Below are 18,802 nucleotides of genomic sequence, written 5' to 3'. Positions count from 1 at the left end.
AATACTGACCGACATCGGTAAGGAATTAGACATCGAATTCGGAAAGAAATACATGTCACTTGGAGAAATAAAAAAAATTTTAGGAGAGGTCAAAAAAGGGTAATTTTCACTACAACTCTTGGACATACAAAAACAGCCAAGAAACCAACATTCATGCGGGTTCAAGGCTGTTTTTTCTTTGATTTTGCTGCAAAAGTCAGGATAAAAGTATCACAGTCAGATTTTATTAGCAATATTTTTTAGTTCTTCACTATTTCTTAAAATATTTTCAAACTTCTATTGTTTAACGTGGAAGCTAAATAATAAAATGGATGTAAAGAATTCAACTCAGAATTTTATAAGGAGCCAATTATGATCGAAAAAGCACATCAAATACTAAAAGAATACTATGGCTATGATAATTTTAGAGGCGGCCAGGAGAATATTATAACTAGTATCCTAGAAAAAAAGGACACTGTTGCCATCATGCCTACGGGAGCAGGAAAATCGCTATGCTACCAAGTCCCTGCCCTATTATTTGAAGGAGTAACTATAGTGATTTCTCCATTGATCTCATTGATGAAAGACCAAGTAGATTCTCTTGAAGATATAGGAATTCCTGCTACCTTCATAAACAGTTCATTAAGTGTTTCGGAAACGAATAGAAGAATTGATGGTGTAAACCAAGGTAAGTATAAACTATTATATATTGCCCCAGAAAGATTAGAAAATGAAGGCTTTGCTGAACTGATTATAGGGCTTGAAATATCTCTTGTTGCAGTAGACGAAGCTCACTGTGTATCGCAATGGGGTCATGATTTTAGGCCAAGCTATCGTTATATTTCTTCTTTTATCAAGCAATTACCACAAAGACCTACGATTGCTGCGTTCACAGCTACTGCGACTGAAGAAGTAAAAAATGATATTATTCATCTATTGAGGTTGTATAAGCCAAATCTGTTTGTTACAGGTTTTAACCGTGAAAATCTATTTTTTTCCGTTGTTAAAGGGGAAAACAAAAAAGATTATATACTGGATTATGCTCGGAGTCACAAAAATCAAGTAGGGATTATTTATGCAGCTACACGTAAAGAAGTAGAAACAATCTATAAAGAACTAAAGCAAATAGGTTTAAATCCTGCAAAATATCATGCGGGATTAGGCACAGAAGAACGAAAGCGGAATCAGGATGCTTTTCTTTTTGATGATGCCAACATAATGGTCGCAACTAATGCTTTTGGTATGGGAATTGATAAATCAAATGTCCGGTATGTTATTCATTATAATCTACCGAAAAATATGGAAGCTTACTATCAAGAAGCAGGACGTGCAGGTCGAGATGGTGAACCTAGTGAATGTATCTTATTATTTGGTCCACAGGATGTAATGATCCAAAAATTTATGATTGAGCAAACAGTAATGGCTCCAGAGAGAAAAAGGAACGAATATAATAAGCTGCAGGAAATGGTAGATTATTGTTATACACCGAATTGTCTCCGTAAATATATTTTAGAATATTTTGGTGAAGAAAATATACCTGATTCTTGTGGCTATTGTAGTACTTGTACTAATGATAGTGAGCTTGTGGATATTACTGAAGATGCATTAAAAATTTTCTCTTGTATTTTTCGCTTAAAAGAACGCTTTGGTAGTACCTTAGTGGCTCAAGTACTGAAAGGATCAAAGAATAAAAAAATAATTGAGTTGGGCTTTGATCGTTTATCCACCTATGGGATTATGAGTCAATATACAGAAAAAGAGATTAGAGATATTATAAATGTCTTAGTAGCAGATGGGTATCTAAATTTAACAAGTGGGCAATATCCTATATTAAAAATAACTGTAAAATCAGTTAATGTTCTAAAAAATGGCGAAAAGGTTTATCAAAAAGTACATAAGAAAAAGGATAATCTAATTGAGGATAATACATTATTTGATTTGTTGAGAAAGCTGAGAAAAGAGATTTCTTCTAAGGAAAACCTACCGCCTTATGTCATTTTTCCAGATAGTACGTTACTTGATATGGCTAGGTTATATCCAGTAGATGCTGAAGCATTATTAAATATTAAAGGTGTTGGCCAAAATAAACTGCAAAAATATGGTGATCTATTTTTAGCTGAGATTAGAAAGTATGTGGATGAAAATAAGATCAATATTAGTGTATAGATATCAATCATTAAGAGAACCCACTAGGTCTCAAAAAATATTTAAGGCTATGGTGGGTTCTTTTTTTCTTTCTTTTAAGATACAGATATGCTAATATTGTTTATCTTTATTTATCATTTATACCATTCAAAAATACAGAAGTTATTATTTAATCAAGATTTTTTTTGGCTGCCTTTTGATCAATCTCTTTGATAAATTGATCCTTACCCTTAATATATTCCTCAATATCATAGGGATACTTTTTGGCTAATTCTTCTTTCAAATTAGAATAGAATTCTGCTTCATCTGGATGCTTGATAAGATAATCTCTAAACCGAATGTGCCGATCAATCTCTTTATTTCCTGTTTGAAAGATGTGAACGTGATGTGTTCGATTAAATTCATCCCCCTTTATGAAAAATCTACGATTCACAATTCCGTTTTCGCCTTTAGAAATATATCCTAATTGGTATAGCTTGTCATTGAAATGATCTACTTCATCTATTTCTTTAACTTCGATTAACATGTCTATAATCGGTTTCGCTTTTATACCAGGAATAGCTGTACTACCGATATGGTGAATATTGATGATTAAGTCGCCAAATACTTCTCTTAGGAACTGCGCTTCCTTTTCAAATTGTTTCTTCCAATTTGAAAGATGATCAACAACTTCAACTTTTCTCTTAGCTTCCATTGTAAAATACCTCATTCCATTCTTCTTTCAATGAATCCCTAAACAATCACTCCATCAGAGCAGGGTTCGATTTCCGAAAAAGATTCAACCCCTTTCTTATATCCCATCCACTAATATCAAGCAGGTGATGTATATAGATAAATCGAACGTCATAATCACTGTCTTTTGAAGGGAAACCCCACGCTACGTTATTTTCTGTTTTTCCCAGATAAATGATCAATCGTCAGCTTTAAGACCTTTGTCCTATCTTGATTTTTCTCCAAATATATCATACCCTTTTCCATATTTCCACTCGCATACTTTTTTAGAAATGCAATTAAACTTTTCCTTTTCTCTTCGACTTCAACTTCTTCAATTTTCCCGAAAACAATGACACTTTGATATCTCATACTAAATTGTTCAGGCAATGGCTTGGTTTGTCCAACAACGCAAAAAGATACCTTGTTATTACGGCCAAGAATCTCAAGCTTCTGCCCCTCTGTTGCACAATGAAAATAGATAGCCCCATTTATGTACACATAACTAAGAGGAACACCATAGGCATAATCATTATTAGCAGCCATAGATAATACACCATAATCCCCCGATTTCAACAATTGTAGCGTAGCTTCTTGATCCATTTTTCTCTCTTCTCTTCTGATCTCTTTGAACATGTCAGTTCCCCCATTTTTAGCATTTATGAATATCTCTTCATTGTCTTGAATATTTTCCAGTGTTAGTTCGCCATCTATTATCTCGCTCATGACAAAAACATTAAGATTTTGAATTAGTTACGTTTTTGCATTATATTTAAAGTTCTTCTAATTTGTTAAATTCCCTTCAATATCTAAGTGGTTTTCCAATTTTTTAAACTTAAACATTAAAAAAGCGTTAATAAGATTACAAGAATCTTAATAAACGCTCTATAGCTGTTCAATTTTATATCCCAACAATTACTCCACAAGCCATTCGTTTTCCTGCATCTCCAGCTGGTTGTGTTCTATAGTCATCAGGATTAAGATGTAAAATAACTGACTTACCTATGACGTCATTCACTCTAAACTTATTGGTAAAAAAGTTCATTCTTGCATAACCGCCATTAGAGAAAATGACTGGAAAGTCTCCTGCATGATTGCCATGTGGCTGATTTGTAGGATTCCAATGGCCACCTGCTGCGTCAAATGGGGATTGTGGATCTCCTACTGTGCAGTTACCGTTCACATGAATGTGAAAACCATGAGGTCCAATTGGATCCTGGTCTCCTTTTGCAGGTTGATAGGGTGGAAGTCCACGAAGTTCCACAAAAACCTCCGTTCCATTTGCTACACTTATAAAAGCGACAAAACCAGAGATTGTAGGTGCTAAGGGTCCACCCTTGATTTTAGCATACGCACGCTTATAAACTCGTTGGTTGATATCGATAGGATAATAGGGATTGTAATAGAAGTAAGGATCAAAAACCGTCATAGTAAATACTAACCCTCCTTGTTATTTAAGATCCCTTTATCCTACGTCATGAATTGGGTACCTGTGTAAGTACAATTTGACTTAATGCTTATCTTCTGTTATTATATATAGTTGTATTTAACTCAGAAATCATTTTTTTAAAGGTGAAAAGAAAAACTGGCGTTTTACTTAATTTTTCATAGAGACTTATTCACACTGGATCGGCTAAAGAGCCGTAAGGATGTTTGAGAGGCAGGGCTAACGTCGTTTAAGTTTAGAATAAATATGTGGAATATTGCCGCGGCAAGGATATTATTTATATGAGTTATTAAATACTTCATTCACAAACGAACTAGGTGATTCATCTAGTTCGTTTTCTATTTCCTTTTTTTAACTAATGATCTAATCTTAATTTTAATGTAAAAAATAAACATACCTATTCTTTAGGTATGCTTATTCTTAATCCTAGAAATCATTTGTTCACCAAAAAACATTACTTTACTTTTACCGCGGTACCTGTTGCAATACACATCATCATTCCGTCTCGTAAAGTTTCAAAATCTAAATCTACTCCAATCACTGCATTAGCGCCTAAACTTCTAGCTTTTTCTTTCATCTCTTGAATGGCAATTGATCTACCTTCTGCTAATTTACTTTCATAAGCACTACTCCGGCCACCAATAATATCTGTAATACCAGCAAGAAAATCACGAACTACATTTGCTCCCATAATGGCTTCCCCAGTTACAATATCAATATATTCTTCGATGGTTTTCCCTTCTAATGAATGGGTGGTTGTAATAATCATAACATCATCTCCTTATTTAAAATTTTCCCCTTACTTAGAATATTCCTTTTCTTTTTCTGCATACATTGTATTTGAAAAAAGAACCAGAGACAATATCTCTAGTTCTTTAGATAAAGCTTTCATTTACTCATTTATTATATTACTTATATTACGTAAAAATAATTTGGCCACCTGCAGATAAATTGTAGAAATCTCCTACGGTAAGGATATCCTCTAATTGGTCACAAAAATCTTCTTTCTTAAGTTTAAACATTTCAACCGTAGCGAGACATGCATACAATTTACCACCAGCATCGCTGATCATTTCAATAAATTCGGGAACAGGAGGAATATCTAATTCTTCCATCTGTTTTTTCATCATATTCGTTGCAATTGTTGACATCCCTGGAAGAGCACCAATTAAAGTCGGAATGCCTAAGGCTGGGTTTCCTACCGTTGCAACCTTGATGTTATTCATTTTCTTTTTGGTAATGGCATCTAATCCGAAGAATGTGAAAAACACATTTACTTCTATACCTGCCATTCTAGCGCCATTTGCCATAATAAGTCCAGGATAAACACCTTCTAATGAACCTTTCGAGATGACAATAGATAATTTTTTAATTTTTTCATTCTCAGCCATCCTGATCCCCCATTTATACACAGCTTGCTGGTTTGCTTAATCCAGCAACTTTAGCTGCTTTTACTAGTGGACCATCTGGATATAATTCGTACAATTCTTTTGTAGAAATACCCCCAACTTTATTTACCCTTCTAATGGTTGGAAGCTTCCCATTTTCTTGGAAGTCCTTTTGTAAAAACTCAATGACCTTCCAATGTCTTTCAGTTAATTCTTCGATACCCACTTCTTTTGCCAATTCTACAGCAATCTCTTTGTTCCACTGTGCTGGATTTGTTAAGTATCCCTCCTCGTTAACATCCACAGTAAATCCAGCAATTAATTTTTCAGCCATATTTTTTACCTCCCCTTAAAAATTATTTTTTTTATTTTTAAAAAAAGCTTGAAAACATTTGTATAGACCTCACCTGTTATAGTTTCTTTCCACTCGTTTTCATATGTGGTGGTACAGTTGGGATTGGAATACCCTTTAACAACATATTCCAGTAAATAAATTTGAACGCCATTTTGCCAAGATGGTTAATTCTCGTTTCTTTTAGTAATGAAAATGGTCCAATGCCCGGCAATGGGAATGTGCCTTCTACTGGTTCAACATCATAGTTAAAATCAATTAAAAATGCTTTGTTATAACCAGATTCAATATAGCAATTGGCATGGCCATCAAACTTTGCTTCTAAAGGTTTATTATTGATAAAGTTAATGATATTTTCTGTTAAGATTTCTGCTTCAAAATGCGCTACAGAACCTGCTTTTGAAGCTGGAATATCCGTGGCATCACCAATTACAAAAATATTATCATGTGCTTTAGACTGTAATGTGTGTTTATCTGTAGGTACAAAATTTAATTCGTCACCTAAATCAGATCGTTCGATTAACTCATCACCCATATTGGTTGGGATCGTCACTAAGAGATCATAATTTACTTCTTTTCCGTCTAATGACACCAGTTTATTATTCTCTGACTCTATGTGGCTTACATTAAAATTAGGAACAAGTTTAATGTTTTTTTCTTCAAATAGTTTTCCTAAGACTACTGATGCTCTTGGTTTTGTAAATGCACTTCCAAGAGGTGTAACATAGGTAATTTCTACATCCTTACGAATCCCTTTTTCAGTAAAGAACCAGTCAGATAGGAAGAGAAATTCTAGTGGTGCAACAGGACATTTGATTGGCATTTCGGCTAGGTGAACGACTAATTTTCCACCATTCCATTCTTTGAATTTGTCCCTTAAAGCGATTGAACCATCGAAGGTATAAAAGTCGAAAATATTCTTTCTCCAGCCCTCATCAAGCCCTTCTATTTCAGAAGGAACAATCCTACAACCCGTTGCAATGATTAAAATATCATAATGTAACGTAGTATTATTTTCTAAGATAACTTGGTTTTTTTCCGCCTCAATTACTTGAATAGGAGATTGAATAAATTCAATTTCATTTGGAATAAATTGTTTTTTCTGCTTTACTACATCTTTCTCAGAATAAATTTCAAATGGAATAAAAAGGAAACCTGGTTGATAATAATGCTTTTCTTCTTGGTCAACAATTGTGATGGACCATTCATTTTTGTTTAATTTCTTATTAAGATGGTTTGCCATCATGGTACCAGCTGTTCCAGCACCTAAGATTAATAGCTTCTTCATTTGTTCCTCCCCTTACTATCTAAAATGAAAATCAAAACTTATCATTTATTGTTCTTGTGATACACCCTCCTTAAATCAGAATTAAGTAACAAATATGTATGAAAGTTTGGAAAAGGTTATTTATGAAGTAGATTAAGTATGTTGATTCTATTATTTGATAAATTAATATTATCATATAATTCTTTTTGTTTAAGATTCATTTTAAAACGTTTTGTGACAATAATTTGAATATTTTTTAATCTTTATGCAATAAGAAAGGGACTTTTTTTTGTTAAATATCATACGGAAATATAAACAGTTTTAGGCTTTGAAATATTCGTATGTGATGGTTTTACATACTCTTTTTTTTTGGTAAACTCATTATTAGTGGATTTTAAAAACATTAGTGGAAAGGTGCGCAAAATGAGTATTTTAACAGTCAAAAATTTAAGCCACGGATTTGGAGATCGAGCAATTTTTAATGATGTTTCCTTCCGACTTTTAAAAGGTGAACATATAGGTTTAATTGGTGCAAATGGTGAAGGTAAATCTACTTTTATGAATATCATTACAAGGAGACTAGAACCGGATGCAGGGCAAATCGAATGGGCTAAGAATGTTAGAGTTGGTTATCTTGACCAACACACTATACTTGAAAAAGGTATAACCATTCGCGATGTTCTAAAAAGTGCCTTTCAATATCTCTTTGACCTTGAAACTGATATGAACAGAATGTATGAAAAAATGGGAGAAGTAACACCAGAAAAACTAGAACAGCTTTTAGAAAATGTTGGTGTGATTCAAGATATGTTAACAAATAATGACTTTTACATTATAGATTCCAAAATTGAGGAAATTGGCCGAGGACTTGGATTGACCGATATCGGACTCGATAAGGATGTACAGGAACTTAGTGGTGGACAAAGAACAAAAGTATTACTTGCAAAATTATTACTTGAAAAGCCTGAAATTCTTTTGTTGGACGAACCTACAAACTATCTTGATGAACAACATATTGAATGGTTAAAACGCTATTTGCAAGAATATGAAAATGCTTTTATCTTAATCTCACATGATATTCCGTTTCTTAATAGCGTAGTTAACTTAATTTATCATATGGAAAATCAAGAATTAAATCGTTATCCTGGTGATTATGATAATTTTCTTCAAGTTTATGAAGTGAAGAAACAGCAGCAGGAATCTGCATACAAAAAACAGCAACAAGAAATTGCAGAGCTTAAAGATTTTGTTGCTAGAAACAAAGCGCGTGTTTCTACGAGAAATATGGCAATGTCAAGGCAGAAAAAGCTAGATAAGATGGATGTAATTGAGCTCGCAAAAGAGAAACCAAAGCCGGAATTTCATTTCAAGGAAGCAAGAACCTCTGGTAAATTGGTTTTTGAAACGAGGAATTTGATCATAGGATACGACGAACCACTTTCGAAGCCTTTAAATTTGCGAATGGAACGTGGACAGAAAATTGCATTGGTTGGTGCAAATGGAATTGGTAAAACCACACTGCTTAGAAGCATTCTTGGGGAAAATAAACCAATCTCAGGATCTGTTGAACTTGGTGAATATTTATCTATTGGATATTTTGAACAAGAGATAAATGAAACAAATAATAAAACGTGTATTGAAGAATTTTGGGATGAGTTTCCCTCCTATACACAGTATGAAGTACGTGCAGCTTTGGCAAAATGTGGCTTAACGACAAAGCATATTGAAAGTAAAATCGTTGTATTAAGTGGTGGAGAAAAAGCAAAAGTACGTTTATCTAAACTAATCAATAAAGAAACAAATTTATTAGTTTTAGACGAGCCTACGAACCACTTAGATATCGATGCAAAAGAAGAGCTGAAACGCGCTTTAAAGGAATATAAAGGTAGTATCCTTTTAATCAGTCATGAGCCTGAGTTTTATAAAGATATTGTAACAGATATTTGGAACGGGGAATCCTGGACAACCAAATTGGTATAGCAAAACACCCCTAGATTGTGAATAAGTAAAATGAAGCCATTCCTATTTTTGGAAATGGCTTCATTGTTCTAATCAATTAAATCTTTTCTTTAACAGGTTCGTTCCAACATTCAACATTTTTCAAACCGGAAATATTTTTTTGATAAAATACAGGTTCTTTTCCTTCTTTCCTCTGCTTGAGATAATCATTTAAGGCATCAAATGCATATTTACCTAAAAGTGTAATAGCGATTAAGTTAATCAAAGCCATTAAACCCATAAAAAGATCTGCCATATCCCAAACGATTTGAATTTTAGCAACAGAACCAAAAAGAACCATACCAATGACTAGTAAGCGATAAACTAATAACCAAGATTTATTCGTTCGGATAAATTCTATGTTAGTCTCACCATAATAATAATTTCCGATAACACTACTGAATGCAAAGAGGAAAACCGCTATGGCTAAAAATGCTGTTGCCCAACCTCCAACATGGGTGCTTAGAGCGGCCTGGGTAATCGCAATTCCTTCTAAATCGGACTTGGTCCATGCTGAAGTAGTTAAAATAATAAAGGCTGTCGCACTATTAATAATGAGTGTATCAGTAAAAACACTAAGAGCTTGAATAAGACCTTGTTTTACTGGATGGCTTACTTCTGCAGTTGCAGCTGCATTTGGTGCACTACCCATACCAGCCTCGTTAGAAAATAAACCCCTTTTAATTCCATACATCAAAGCTGCTCCAATTCCGCCGCTTACTACTTCCTTTAAGCCAAAGGCATTACTGAATATAAGTGCAAAAACAGATGGAATTAAATTGATGTTTTTAATCACAACAAATATAGCGATTAGCAAATAAAATATGGCCATAATTGGGACAATTAAGCCAGAAACTTTTGCAACTCTATGAACCCCACCAAAAATTATAACCCCAGTAAAAATTGCAAGAATAATCCCTACTAACAATCTGTTTAATCCGTATGCACCTTCAAGCGATAAGGCAATTGTATTAGCTTGTACTGAGTTAAAAACTAGACCAAACGTAATAGTAATTAATATAGCAAAGATAATTCCCATCCATCTTTTATTTAACCCATTTTCCATATAGTATGCAGGGCCACCCCTATAACCCTCATTATCTTTTATTTTATAAATTTGGGATAAGGTACTTTCAACAAATGCTGATGCAGAACCAATTAAAGCTATTAGCCACATCCAGAAAACAGCACCAGGACCACCTAGAGATATGGCAAGTGCCACACCGGCTAAGTTACCAGTTCCTACTCTAGATGCAGTACTCATCGCAAAAGCTTGGAAGGAAGAAACGGATTTCTTTTCTTTATCAACCGTGTGGCCAACACCTTCACCTAGTAAGCGAAACATTTCTCCAATCATTCTAAATTGAACAAACTTCGTTTTTATGGTAAAGTAAAGACCTAATCCAATAAGGACAATGATAAGAACTTTAGACCAAAGAAGATCATTACCAAAAGAAATAATGTTTTCAAAAATATTCACATATACCCCTCCATCTTAAGTTATTTGGCATTTGTAATATAGTCAATATTATAGCATGTCTTTAAAAATTTTCATTATAAATATTCTAAAATATTTATAAAAATTCCTTTATTTTACATAACCATATTCTACCCTAAAATAAGAAAACCTCGCAAAAAAGCGAGGATAAATGTTTATTTAACTATTTTCTTTTTTTCCTATTATCTTTGGTGATTTGTTTCCAATATTAGTATGTATTTTATCTTTTTGAGTATAAAAAGGTACCCAATGATCAGTACAAAAAAAACAGCGATTACCTTCGCTATTTTTTTAATTGGAAAAGAAAGCTTTCTTTTCATTATATTATGATGGGACCCCATAAAAGTAATCGGAATACGCTTCGAAGGAGCTCGTCACTTTTGTGGGCTATCTTATATTTGTGGAACGTTCTTACCATAAAAAATTTCAATCATTTCTTTCTTTATTCTTTTCTTAATTTTTTTCCTTTCTCCTGGTGACAACTCTTTCTTAGCAGTCCCAAATAAATAATGATCCAGATCAAATTCTTTTAGAATCATTTTTGTATGAAAAATTTTCTCCTGATAAACATTTACATCAATCATTTGATACATATCACGAGTTTTGCTTGTCATGAAATTTTGTATGGAATTAATTTTGTGATCGATATAATATTTTTTTCCGTTTACATCACGAGTAAAACCTCTTACACGATAATCAATGGTCGCAATATCTGGCTCAAAACTTGTAATCAAATAATTAAGGGCTTTAAGTGGTGAAATTTCTCCACATGTGGAGACATCAATATCTGCACGAAATGTACTAATTCCCTTGTCTGGGTGATTTTCAGGATAGGTATGAACCGTAATATGACTTTTGTCGAGGTGGCCTACGACCGCTTCAGACGATGGACCGGGCGATTCATTTTCGGTTAGCTTTATGGGCTCATCATTAAAAACCTCATTTTCAGCAACTAACATCGTAACACTCGCTCCCTGAGGCTCATAATCCTGATTAGCAATATTTAAAATATTAGCACCTATAATTTTCGATACGTCGGTTAATATTTTTGCAAGTCGATCCGCATTATACTCTTCATCTATATATTGAATATATTCTTGATTTTTTTCCTGATTCAAAGCATAAGCAATATCATAAAAGTTGAAACTAAGCGTTTTTGTTAGATTGTTGAAACCATAAAGCTTTAACTTTTTGTTAATTGGTTTAATATCCATCTTTTCACCCTCAATATACAAAAATTGCTAAATCCAGTCCTAAAAATATTGTGTGATAAGAAACAAATAATATACCTTCTTTTGCGGAGATGAAATGGAATGATAAAACAAAAATACTAAAAGTAATACGTCAGGTAAATGGAAAGTAGAAGGTAAAATTTTTGTCGATTATTTTGTTCAGATTTAGCAATATTCTGTCATATCTTGCGCTTGCCCGGGAAAACTTTAGGAAACTGCGATGGTGTATTGCCCTTTACGGGAAAAATCCCGTCTCTTTTTTGAACGATTCATACAATAGTATTAAATAATGAAGCAAAATGCTGATTTGAAATTTATTTAGAAATTTTCACGATGGTTCTTCCACGAACTTTTCCTTTAACAATTTTATCTAAAGTATCTGGTAATTGAACAAGGGTTATTTCGTTTACCAATTGTTCAAACAGTCCTTCAGGTTTCCATTCGTTGGACATCTTTTTCCACACTTCAACACGTACATCCATTGGACAGTAAACAGAATCAATACCAAGTAAGTTAACACCACGTAATATAAATGGGAAAACAGTTGTAGGAATTTCAACCCCTCCAGTAAGTCCAAAAGCTGCAACCGATCCACCGTATTTTGTTGTGCTTATAACATAAGCAAGTGTTTTCCCACCAACGGCATCAATTGCTCCTGCCCAGTTTTGTTTTCCTAAAGCTTTGATTTTTTCAGGGATTAACTCATTTCGATCTATGATTTTTTTTGCTCCAATTTTTTGTAAATACTCGTGTTCTGTAGTTTTTCCGGTACTTGCTACCACTTCATATTTGAGTTTGGATAACATTGCAACTGCTATACTTCCTGCTCCACCGGTAGCGCCTGTGACAAGTATTGGACCATTTTCAGGTTGGACACCATTTTCTTGCAAACGTTTAATCGCAAGAGCAGCAGTAAAACCAGCTGTTCCATATATCATCGCTTCTCTCATACTTAGGCCTTTAGGTAAAGGGACAATCCAATCCGCAGGAACTCTTGCATATTCACTAAATCCACCAAAATGTGAAACACCTAGTTCATAGCTTGTAACGATCACCTCATCCCCCTCTTTAAAGCGGAAATCTTTTGATGAGATGACTACACCTACTAAATCTATTCCTGGAATGAAGGGATATGTTTGGACGATTTTTCCTTCTGGGATACTTGCTAACCCGTCCTTATAATTAACGCTTGAATAGTGTACTTTAATTAAAACATCACCTTCAGGAAGGTCTGTTAAAGCTAATTGCTTAACTTGTACTGAAAAAGATTCTTCTGTTTTGTCTACAACTAGAGCTTTAAATTGATTTTCCATCATAAAACCTCCGTTTTTTTGTTTTTAAAAGTGATCTATTCAGGTAAATGTTCTGGATAGATGATCATATCTTCATCTATTTATTAATTGCTCTTTATTTAGCTGTGAGGAAAGTTTATTGATTAAATAGGTAGTACGTTTAATTTGTTATATTATATGGTGATTGATTAGGGCTCATGATTTCACTTATTTTCATCTTACAAAATCATCACTTTCTAAAAGATTTGCTTTTTATTATAACAAGAAAGAATAAAATAAGGAAAGATGGTGATATTTAGCAATCTTTTCTTTATGTTTTTACCCGTTTTTAAAATTAGTTTATTTCCACAATTACAGATGTTTTTAATTGGCTATTAAGCGCAAAAGCATCCTGTTCTTCGCTCGAAATCCCTAAATCCTCCTCGTAATATATTGAAATGATTATAAAAACACAGGCATTTCTATAGAAATAATCATACTGTGTTATAATGGTTCTAATGGAGGTGAGTAACATGGATCGGACAAAGCAAAAGGTAGTTTGTGACCTTTCATGGTGTCAATTAAACTTTTGGTTTGATGAAGATGGAGTAGGACAAGTCCTTCTCATCGATAAAAAAGATCCAAGTATGAATATAGAAACGACTGTAGTTTGGTTTGTAAGTGAATTTTTGAGATCGGCAGCGTTTATCTTAACGAATATTCCAGAAATTGATGAGTTTCGTAAATGGGTTCTTCGTGGGACGAAAGCCCTTGAAGAATATTATGATACGCTTCCTGAAGTGAAATAGAGAATTAGGCCATACGATGATCATATTTTTCAAGCCATAACATGAAGAATGAAGAAATCCCTGCTACAATCCCTACCAAGACCCAACCATTTTCAATCGTGAAAGTTTTTAGTAATGTGCCCATGCCTAAAGGCCCAAGCGTGTGTCCTAAACCCATAATCATTGGTAAAACGGCATTCATTCTTCCACGGTGGGAAGCTGGTGTATGGTTTACGATAAAAGGGGTAACACTGATCGATAAAATGATCTCCCCTAAGGTAAAAATAAAAGCTGAGACAAAGAAAAATACTAATGTATTTAACATGCTTAGCATTCCAAAGCCAAAAGCATAGAGAATCCCACCATATACAATTCGTCTAATCACTTTCATATGTTCAGATATTTTGGTTTTGCATAGGCATTAAAAATGACCATTGAGAATAGGCAAAATTATAACCAAATGCGAAGATGGAGAAATAGATGAGGATTGGTCTTTTGGCTAAAACAGCAAAAATAGACCCTTCTTCTCTTTTTTCTAACGATCTTTTTTCATCTGTAATTTCCTCTTTCGTTTTGCCAATGGTTTCTTTAATAAAAAATAGAATGAGACTTAAAGAAATCAAAGCAGTAAAGGCATCACCAATGAATACCCATGGAAGATGGTTTTTGTATAGAATTCCACCAAGAACTGGCCCTACTGCAAATCCTATATTCCATCCCATGTAAGAAAGAGCAAAGGCCCCACTCCGATTTTCTGGGGTTGTTAAATCAGCAATTAAGGAATCGTGAGCTGGTCCAGCCGTAAACATGGCTAACCCTGCAAACATCAGAATATAGACCATTGTCATAGAAGGTTCTGTTAACCCCGCAACGATATAAAGGATGATAGCAAGACTATCAAAAAATAGGATTACTTTTTTCCTTCCAATCGTATCAGCCAATTTTCCACCTAGTAAAGATGCAGGCATAAAAAGCAAACCAGACAGACTGATATAAAGCCCCGCTGTTTCTTTTGAAAGTCCAATTTTGTCAGTCAATATGATTGTTAATAATGGCATGACAAAGCTTCCAAGGGCGTTGATTATCCTTGCAACAAAAATAATATAAATTTCTTTTGGCAAACCTCTGTATGGACTTAATAAAGATTTAATACTAGCCACTTCATTTCCCTCCTTTGTCAATAAGAAACAACAAAAGCAATGATCTTGTATCATTAAAAAAAGTCATGGTCCTATATGCAAAAAGACATATAGAATTTCCATGACTTTATCGAACATCGTTTAATCCTATAATAAAAAAGGCATAAAAAAGTCACAGAATCGTTACGACCTGTGACACCCTTAATTTATCCTTAATTATTCATACGCATCTCTTAAAACAGATTCAACAGGTCGTTATATGGGATTTTAGATACTTTATCAGTTTGAAAAAAGATTACAGTTCTCATGGATAACGACCTCCTTGTAAGTAATATATAAAGCAAAACTTCAATTGCTAGTAAAATATACCATTGATTAAAGCTGTCTGTCAATCCTTGTTTTTTAATTATTCAACTCCATTTCCTTATATTCGTTCCAACGATCTCTAGCCATCTTCAATATTTTAGGGGTTACATTTTTATCCTCAAAGATCATGCTAAACCATCTTCTCATTTTTTCATAATCTCCTAAACGACCCTGTAGTTCACCAATGAGATAAATGAACGTATATTTATCCATAGGAATTTTATCAAGATCCTCTGTTTCATAAATTTCATAGTAGGTATCTAGTGCATTTTTTAAGAAGCGAAGCTCTTCTTCTTTATTTTGTAAGTAGCGGTTTATCCAAGCTATTCTCATACATAGATTTGCTATGATAAAATTTTGTTCCTCCAAAATCGTTGCAGTGTATAAAGCAAGTTTATAACAATATATTGCATCCTGAATACTTCTCTTCTTACATAATTGTGGAACTTGGATTTTATCAATATAGTCTTGTTTTATCCGATTATTTTTTAATTCCCGTATAGGGGAAAAACTATCTGTAAATGCAAAACCACAATGAGGACAAACATTCACTTCATAAAATAAAGGATTTACTCCTTCATAATAAGGACAATAATCTGCATCTCTTTTGATTACTTTAGTTTTGCTTTGCCGCATTTTTAATGTTTTAAAATCTTCTTTACAATACAGGCATTTTACTTTTTTCTCATAAAAAACTTCATCCACAAAATCATACCCTTTCCTTTAAAACAAAACCTTTTTGAAAATTTTGCTTTCTAGCTACTTCGATAACTAGCGTGAATTTCCTGCCATTTCACAAAATCAATTTTTATTTATGCAAACGCTTGCGCTTTTCTGGTTTTAAGGATAATATGGAGTTAGATGATTAAGGAGAGGTGCTAACATGAAACAATTTCAAGCAGATGAATGGAAAGTTATTGAAGATGGTTTACATCTCAAAGAGAATCGGCTTACAGAGAGCATGATGAGTTTAGGTAATGGCCATATGGGAATGCGTGGCAACTTTGAGGAGGATTTTTCAGGTGATTCACTTCAAGGAACTTATGTTGCAGGAGTCTATTACCCAGATAAAACCCGTGTTGGTTGGTGGAAAAATGGTTATCCAGAATATTTTGCAAAGGTATTAAATGCAACCAACTTTATCGGAATTCAAGTTGAAATCAATGGTCAAAATCTTGATCTAGCAAAAGCAAACGTTAAGGATTTTAAACGAGAGCTTAATATGAAACATGGTTATCTTCATCGTTCTTTTACTGTTACGGATGAACAAAATCGGCAAACGCAAATCGAAGTAATCCGTTTTTTAAGTATTGATGACAAAGAAATAGCTGTTATTTCTTACAGAGTTACTCCACTTAATTATGTTGGAGAAATTAAATTTACTCCATATCTTGATGGTGATGTGCGGAATGAAGATGCCAACTATGATGAGAAATTTTGGCTTGAAGTAAGTAAAGCGGTTACACCTTTTTCAGGAGTCTTGACCTTAAAAACTAAAAAACTTGATTTTCTGGTCACAACGGCGATGAAAGTTGCTATTGATGGTGATGTGATTGGGCAAGTTGAAGTTTATGAAAAAGAGAAATACGTTAGTAATACGATTACTGTTAAAGCAAATGCGAATAAACCAGTGACTTTATTTAAATATGTTGCTGTTACTACCAATCGTGATTATCAAAATGAAGAACTTGAAAAGATTGCAAATCTACGTGTAGAAGTTGCCTATAATCAAGGGTTTAACTCTTTATTCCAAGCACAACAACAGGCTTGGGAATCCCGTTGGAAAGAGAGTGATATTGTTATTGAAGGGGATATTGCCGCTCAACAAGGAATTCGTTTTAATATTTTTCAATTGTATCAAACCTATGATGGCGAAGACCCAAGATTGAATATCGGACCAAAAGGTTTTACTGGTGAAAAGTATGGTGGAAGTACCTATTGGGATACTGAGGCATACTGTCTTCCTTTTTATTTAAGCACTTCTGATCCAAGCATTGCTAGAAATCTACTAATTTATCGTTACAATCATTTAGAAAAAGCAAAAGAAAATGCAGCAAAACTTGGATTAAAAGGTGCACTCTATCCGATGGTAACGATGAATGGTGAAGAATGTCATAATGAATGGGAAATCACCTTTGAAGAAATCCATCGAAATGGTGCTATTGCTCATGCGATTTACAACTATGTAAATTATACAGGTGATCAATCTTATCTTTCGGAATATGGATTTGAAGTATTAGCAGAAATAAGCCGTTTCTGGGCGGATCGGGTCAATTATCAGCCGCAAAAAGATGTGTATATGATCCTAGGTGTGACAGGTCCAAACGAATATGAAAACAACGTAAATAATAACTGGTATACCAATCGCATTGCTTCTTGGACTTTAGAATACACGTTAGAAGTTATGGACTACTTAAAAGCTAACTATCCATCCCGTCTAAAGGATCTAATCGAGAAACTTGCCTTACAGGATCAAGAAATTGAAAAATGGAAAGAAATCATTGCGAAGATGTATTATCCTATCGAAGAAAACTTAGGAATTTTCTTGCAACAGGATGGTTATTTAGATAAAGTACAACTATTTGTCAAAGATTTACCGAAAGAGGAGTTACCATTAAACCAACACTGGTCTTGGGATCGTATTTTACGTTCATGCTTTATTAAACAAGCAGATGTTTTACAAGGTCTTTACTTCTTAAATGATCAATATACTTTAGAACAGAAAAAAAATAACTTTGATTTTTATGAACCGCGGACAGTTCATGAATCTTCTCTTTCTCCTTGTGTTCATTCTATTCTTGCAGCTGAAATCGGTTATGAAGATAAAGCTTATGAATTGTATTTACGGACAGCTCGTCTAGATCTAGATAATTATAATAATGATACAGATGACGGGTTACACATTACGAGTATGGCTGGATCCTGGCTTTCCATTGTCCATGGTTTTGCAGGAATGAGAGTCCGGAGTGGAATGATTACCTTTAAACCCTTTATTCCAAAAGCTTGGGAAGCCTACTCATTTAAAATCTTATTCCGTGGCCATTTATTAAAGGTTTCTGTCAATAAAGACGAAGTCATAATTACACAGGAACAAGGTCAATCTTTTGAAGTAAAAGTATATGATCAAATGGTTACCATTCTTGAAAATAATTCTGTAAAGATTACTACTCAAGCCTAATTGATTTTAGAAAAAGAAGCAACCGTCATTGGTTGCTTCTTAG

The 18,802-nt window shown here is 33.8% G+C and carries 17 protein-coding genes and 1 pseudogene; 4 read left to right on the top strand and 14 right to left on the bottom strand.

The annotated features are described in order from the left end of the window. Positions 1–351 precede the first annotated feature (351 nt). Positions 352–2,145, top strand: a complete 1,794-nt coding sequence (gene recQ, locus BEN26_RS10970) for a DNA helicase RecQ (protein ID WP_069800039.1) — start codon at positions 352–354, stop codon at positions 2,143–2,145. Positions 2,146–2,293: 148 nt separating this feature from the next. Here the strand turns inward: recQ and BEN26_RS10965 are convergent, their stop codons facing one another. The 8 genes and pseudogenes from BEN26_RS10965 to sqr form a co-directional block, all read right to left on the bottom strand. Further along, positions 2,294–2,818: a GrpB family protein gene (locus tag BEN26_RS10965; RefSeq protein WP_069800041.1), complete on the bottom strand. Its 525-nt coding sequence runs from the start codon at positions 2,816–2,818 to the stop codon at positions 2,294–2,296. Positions 2,819–2,867: 49 nt separating this feature from the next. Continuing rightward, positions 2,868–3,002: pseudogene (locus BEN26_RS10960) on the bottom strand (DNA polymerase beta superfamily protein); the annotation flags it as partial. 4 nt (positions 3,003–3,006) lie between these two features. After that, complete coding sequence (locus BEN26_RS10955) at positions 3,007–3,471, bottom strand: pyridoxamine 5'-phosphate oxidase family protein (protein WP_069800043.1); 465 nt, start codon at positions 3,469–3,471, stop codon at positions 3,007–3,009. Positions 3,472–3,736: 265 nt separating this feature from the next. Then, on the bottom strand, positions 3,737–4,264 hold the full coding sequence (locus tag BEN26_RS10950) for a superoxide dismutase family protein (protein WP_069800045.1): 528 nt from the start codon (positions 4,262–4,264) through the stop codon (positions 3,737–3,739). A gap of 472 nt (positions 4,265–4,736) precedes the next feature. Further along, complete coding sequence (locus tag BEN26_RS10945) at positions 4,737–5,051, bottom strand: YbjQ family protein (RefSeq protein WP_068724123.1); 315 nt, start codon at positions 5,049–5,051, stop codon at positions 4,737–4,739. 148 nt (positions 5,052–5,199) lie between these two features. Then, positions 5,200–5,673, bottom strand: coding sequence for a DsrE/DsrF/DrsH-like family protein (locus tag BEN26_RS10940; protein ID WP_068724124.1), 474 nt, complete (start codon positions 5,671–5,673; stop codon positions 5,200–5,202). 13 nt (positions 5,674–5,686) lie between these two features. After that, the gene (locus BEN26_RS10935) at positions 5,687–6,004 is read right to left on the bottom strand and encodes a TusE/DsrC/DsvC family sulfur relay protein (RefSeq protein WP_068724125.1); all 318 of its coding nucleotides are present in this window, start codon (positions 6,002–6,004) and stop codon (positions 5,687–5,689) included. 76 nt (positions 6,005–6,080) lie between these two features. Then, complete coding sequence (gene sqr / locus BEN26_RS10930; RefSeq protein ID WP_069800047.1) at positions 6,081–7,310, bottom strand: type III sulfide quinone reductase, selenoprotein subtype; 1,230 nt, start codon at positions 7,308–7,310, stop codon at positions 6,081–6,083. Between the two features lie 402 nt (positions 7,311–7,712). On the opposite strand from sqr, the gene BEN26_RS10925 reads away from it, so the two are divergent. Beyond that, positions 7,713–9,269: an ABC-F family ATP-binding cassette domain-containing protein gene (locus BEN26_RS10925; protein ID WP_069800049.1), complete on the top strand. Its 1,557-nt coding sequence runs from the start codon at positions 7,713–7,715 to the stop codon at positions 9,267–9,269. Between the two features lie 76 nt (positions 9,270–9,345). Here BEN26_RS10925 and BEN26_RS10920 read toward each other — a convergent pair whose 3' ends face one another. The 3 genes from BEN26_RS10920 to BEN26_RS10910 form a co-directional block, all read right to left on the bottom strand. Continuing rightward, complete coding sequence (locus BEN26_RS10920) at positions 9,346–10,767, bottom strand: alanine/glycine:cation symporter family protein (RefSeq protein WP_069800050.1); 1,422 nt, start codon at positions 10,765–10,767, stop codon at positions 9,346–9,348. A 410-nt stretch (positions 10,768–11,177) separates the two neighbouring features. Continuing rightward, complete coding sequence (gene speD, locus BEN26_RS10915; protein ID WP_069800052.1) at positions 11,178–11,999, bottom strand: adenosylmethionine decarboxylase; 822 nt, start codon at positions 11,997–11,999, stop codon at positions 11,178–11,180. A 332-nt stretch (positions 12,000–12,331) separates the two neighbouring features. Next, positions 12,332–13,330: an NADPH:quinone oxidoreductase family protein gene (locus BEN26_RS10910; protein ID WP_068724132.1), complete on the bottom strand. Its 999-nt coding sequence runs from the start codon at positions 13,328–13,330 to the stop codon at positions 12,332–12,334. 491 nt (positions 13,331–13,821) lie between these two features. Here BEN26_RS10910 and BEN26_RS10905 point away from each other — a divergent pair, with 491 nt between their 5' ends. Continuing rightward, positions 13,822–14,097, top strand: coding sequence for a hypothetical protein (locus BEN26_RS10905; protein ID WP_069800054.1), 276 nt, complete (start codon positions 13,822–13,824; stop codon positions 14,095–14,097). Between the two features lie 4 nt (positions 14,098–14,101). Here the strand turns inward: BEN26_RS10905 and BEN26_RS13975 are convergent, their stop codons facing one another. The 3 genes from BEN26_RS13975 to BEN26_RS10895 all read right to left on the bottom strand — a co-directional run bounded on the left by BEN26_RS13975 (position 14,102) and on the right by BEN26_RS10895 (position 16,286). Further along, positions 14,102–14,467, bottom strand: coding sequence for an MFS transporter (locus BEN26_RS13975; protein ID WP_220126430.1), 366 nt, complete (start codon positions 14,465–14,467; stop codon positions 14,102–14,104). Between the two features lie 4 nt (positions 14,468–14,471). Further along, complete coding sequence (locus tag BEN26_RS13970) at positions 14,472–15,236, bottom strand: MFS transporter (protein ID WP_220126429.1); 765 nt, start codon at positions 15,234–15,236, stop codon at positions 14,472–14,474. A gap of 381 nt (positions 15,237–15,617) precedes the next feature. Further along, entirely contained in the window at positions 15,618–16,286 is a 669-nt protein-coding gene (locus BEN26_RS10895; RefSeq protein ID WP_069800056.1) for a DUF2225 domain-containing protein, read from the bottom strand. A 178-nt stretch (positions 16,287–16,464) separates the two neighbouring features. Between BEN26_RS10895 and BEN26_RS10890 the strand changes: the two genes are divergently transcribed. Continuing rightward, entirely contained in the window at positions 16,465–18,759 is a 2,295-nt protein-coding gene (locus BEN26_RS10890) for a glycoside hydrolase family 65 protein (RefSeq protein WP_069800058.1), read from the top strand. Positions 18,760–18,802: the final 43 nt, after the last annotated feature.

This window comes from Tepidibacillus sp. HK-1, from assembly GCF_001748485.2.
GTDB lineage: Bacteria > Bacillota > Bacilli > Tepidibacillales > Tepidibacillaceae > Tepidibacillus_B > Tepidibacillus_B infernus.
This window is presented reverse-complemented; position numbering and strand designations above follow the sequence as displayed.

Bases quoted from the DNA above. Each gene is read 5' to 3' on its own strand.
- recQ (WP_069800039.1), top strand. From the start codon at position 352: ATGATCGAAAAAGCACATCAAATACTAAAAGAATACTATGGCTATGAT.
- BEN26_RS10965 (WP_069800041.1), bottom strand. From the start codon at position 2,818: ATGGAAGCTAAGAGAAAAGTTGAAGTTGTTGATCATCTTTCAAATTGG.
- BEN26_RS10955 (WP_069800043.1), bottom strand. From the start codon at position 3,471: ATGTTCAAAGAGATCAGAAGAGAAGAGAGAAAAATGGATCAAGAAGCT.
- BEN26_RS10950 (WP_069800045.1), bottom strand. From the start codon at position 4,264: ATGACGGTTTTTGATCCTTACTTCTATTACAATCCCTATTATCCTATC.
- BEN26_RS10945 (WP_068724123.1), bottom strand. From the start codon at position 5,051: ATGATTATTACAACCACCCATTCATTAGAAGGGAAAACCATCGAAGAA.
- BEN26_RS10940 (WP_068724124.1), bottom strand. From the start codon at position 5,673: ATGGCTGAGAATGAAAAAATTAAAAAATTATCTATTGTCATCTCGAAA.
- BEN26_RS10935 (WP_068724125.1), bottom strand. From the start codon at position 6,004: ATGGCTGAAAAATTAATTGCTGGATTTACTGTGGATGTTAACGAGGAG.
- sqr (WP_069800047.1), bottom strand. From the start codon at position 7,310: ATGAAGAAGCTATTAATCTTAGGTGCTGGAACAGCTGGTACCATGATG.
- BEN26_RS10925 (WP_069800049.1), top strand. From the start codon at position 7,713: ATGAGTATTTTAACAGTCAAAAATTTAAGCCACGGATTTGGAGATCGA.
- speD (WP_069800052.1), bottom strand. From the start codon at position 11,999: ATGGATATTAAACCAATTAACAAAAAGTTAAAGCTTTATGGTTTCAAC.
- BEN26_RS10910 (WP_068724132.1), bottom strand. From the start codon at position 13,330: ATGGAAAATCAATTTAAAGCTCTAGTTGTAGACAAAACAGAAGAATCT.
- BEN26_RS10905 (WP_069800054.1), top strand. From the start codon at position 13,822: ATGGATCGGACAAAGCAAAAGGTAGTTTGTGACCTTTCATGGTGTCAA.
- BEN26_RS13975 (WP_220126430.1), bottom strand. From the start codon at position 14,467: ATGAAAGTGATTAGACGAATTGTATATGGTGGGATTCTCTATGCTTTT.
- BEN26_RS10890 (WP_069800058.1), top strand. From the start codon at position 16,465: ATGAAACAATTTCAAGCAGATGAATGGAAAGTTATTGAAGATGGTTTA.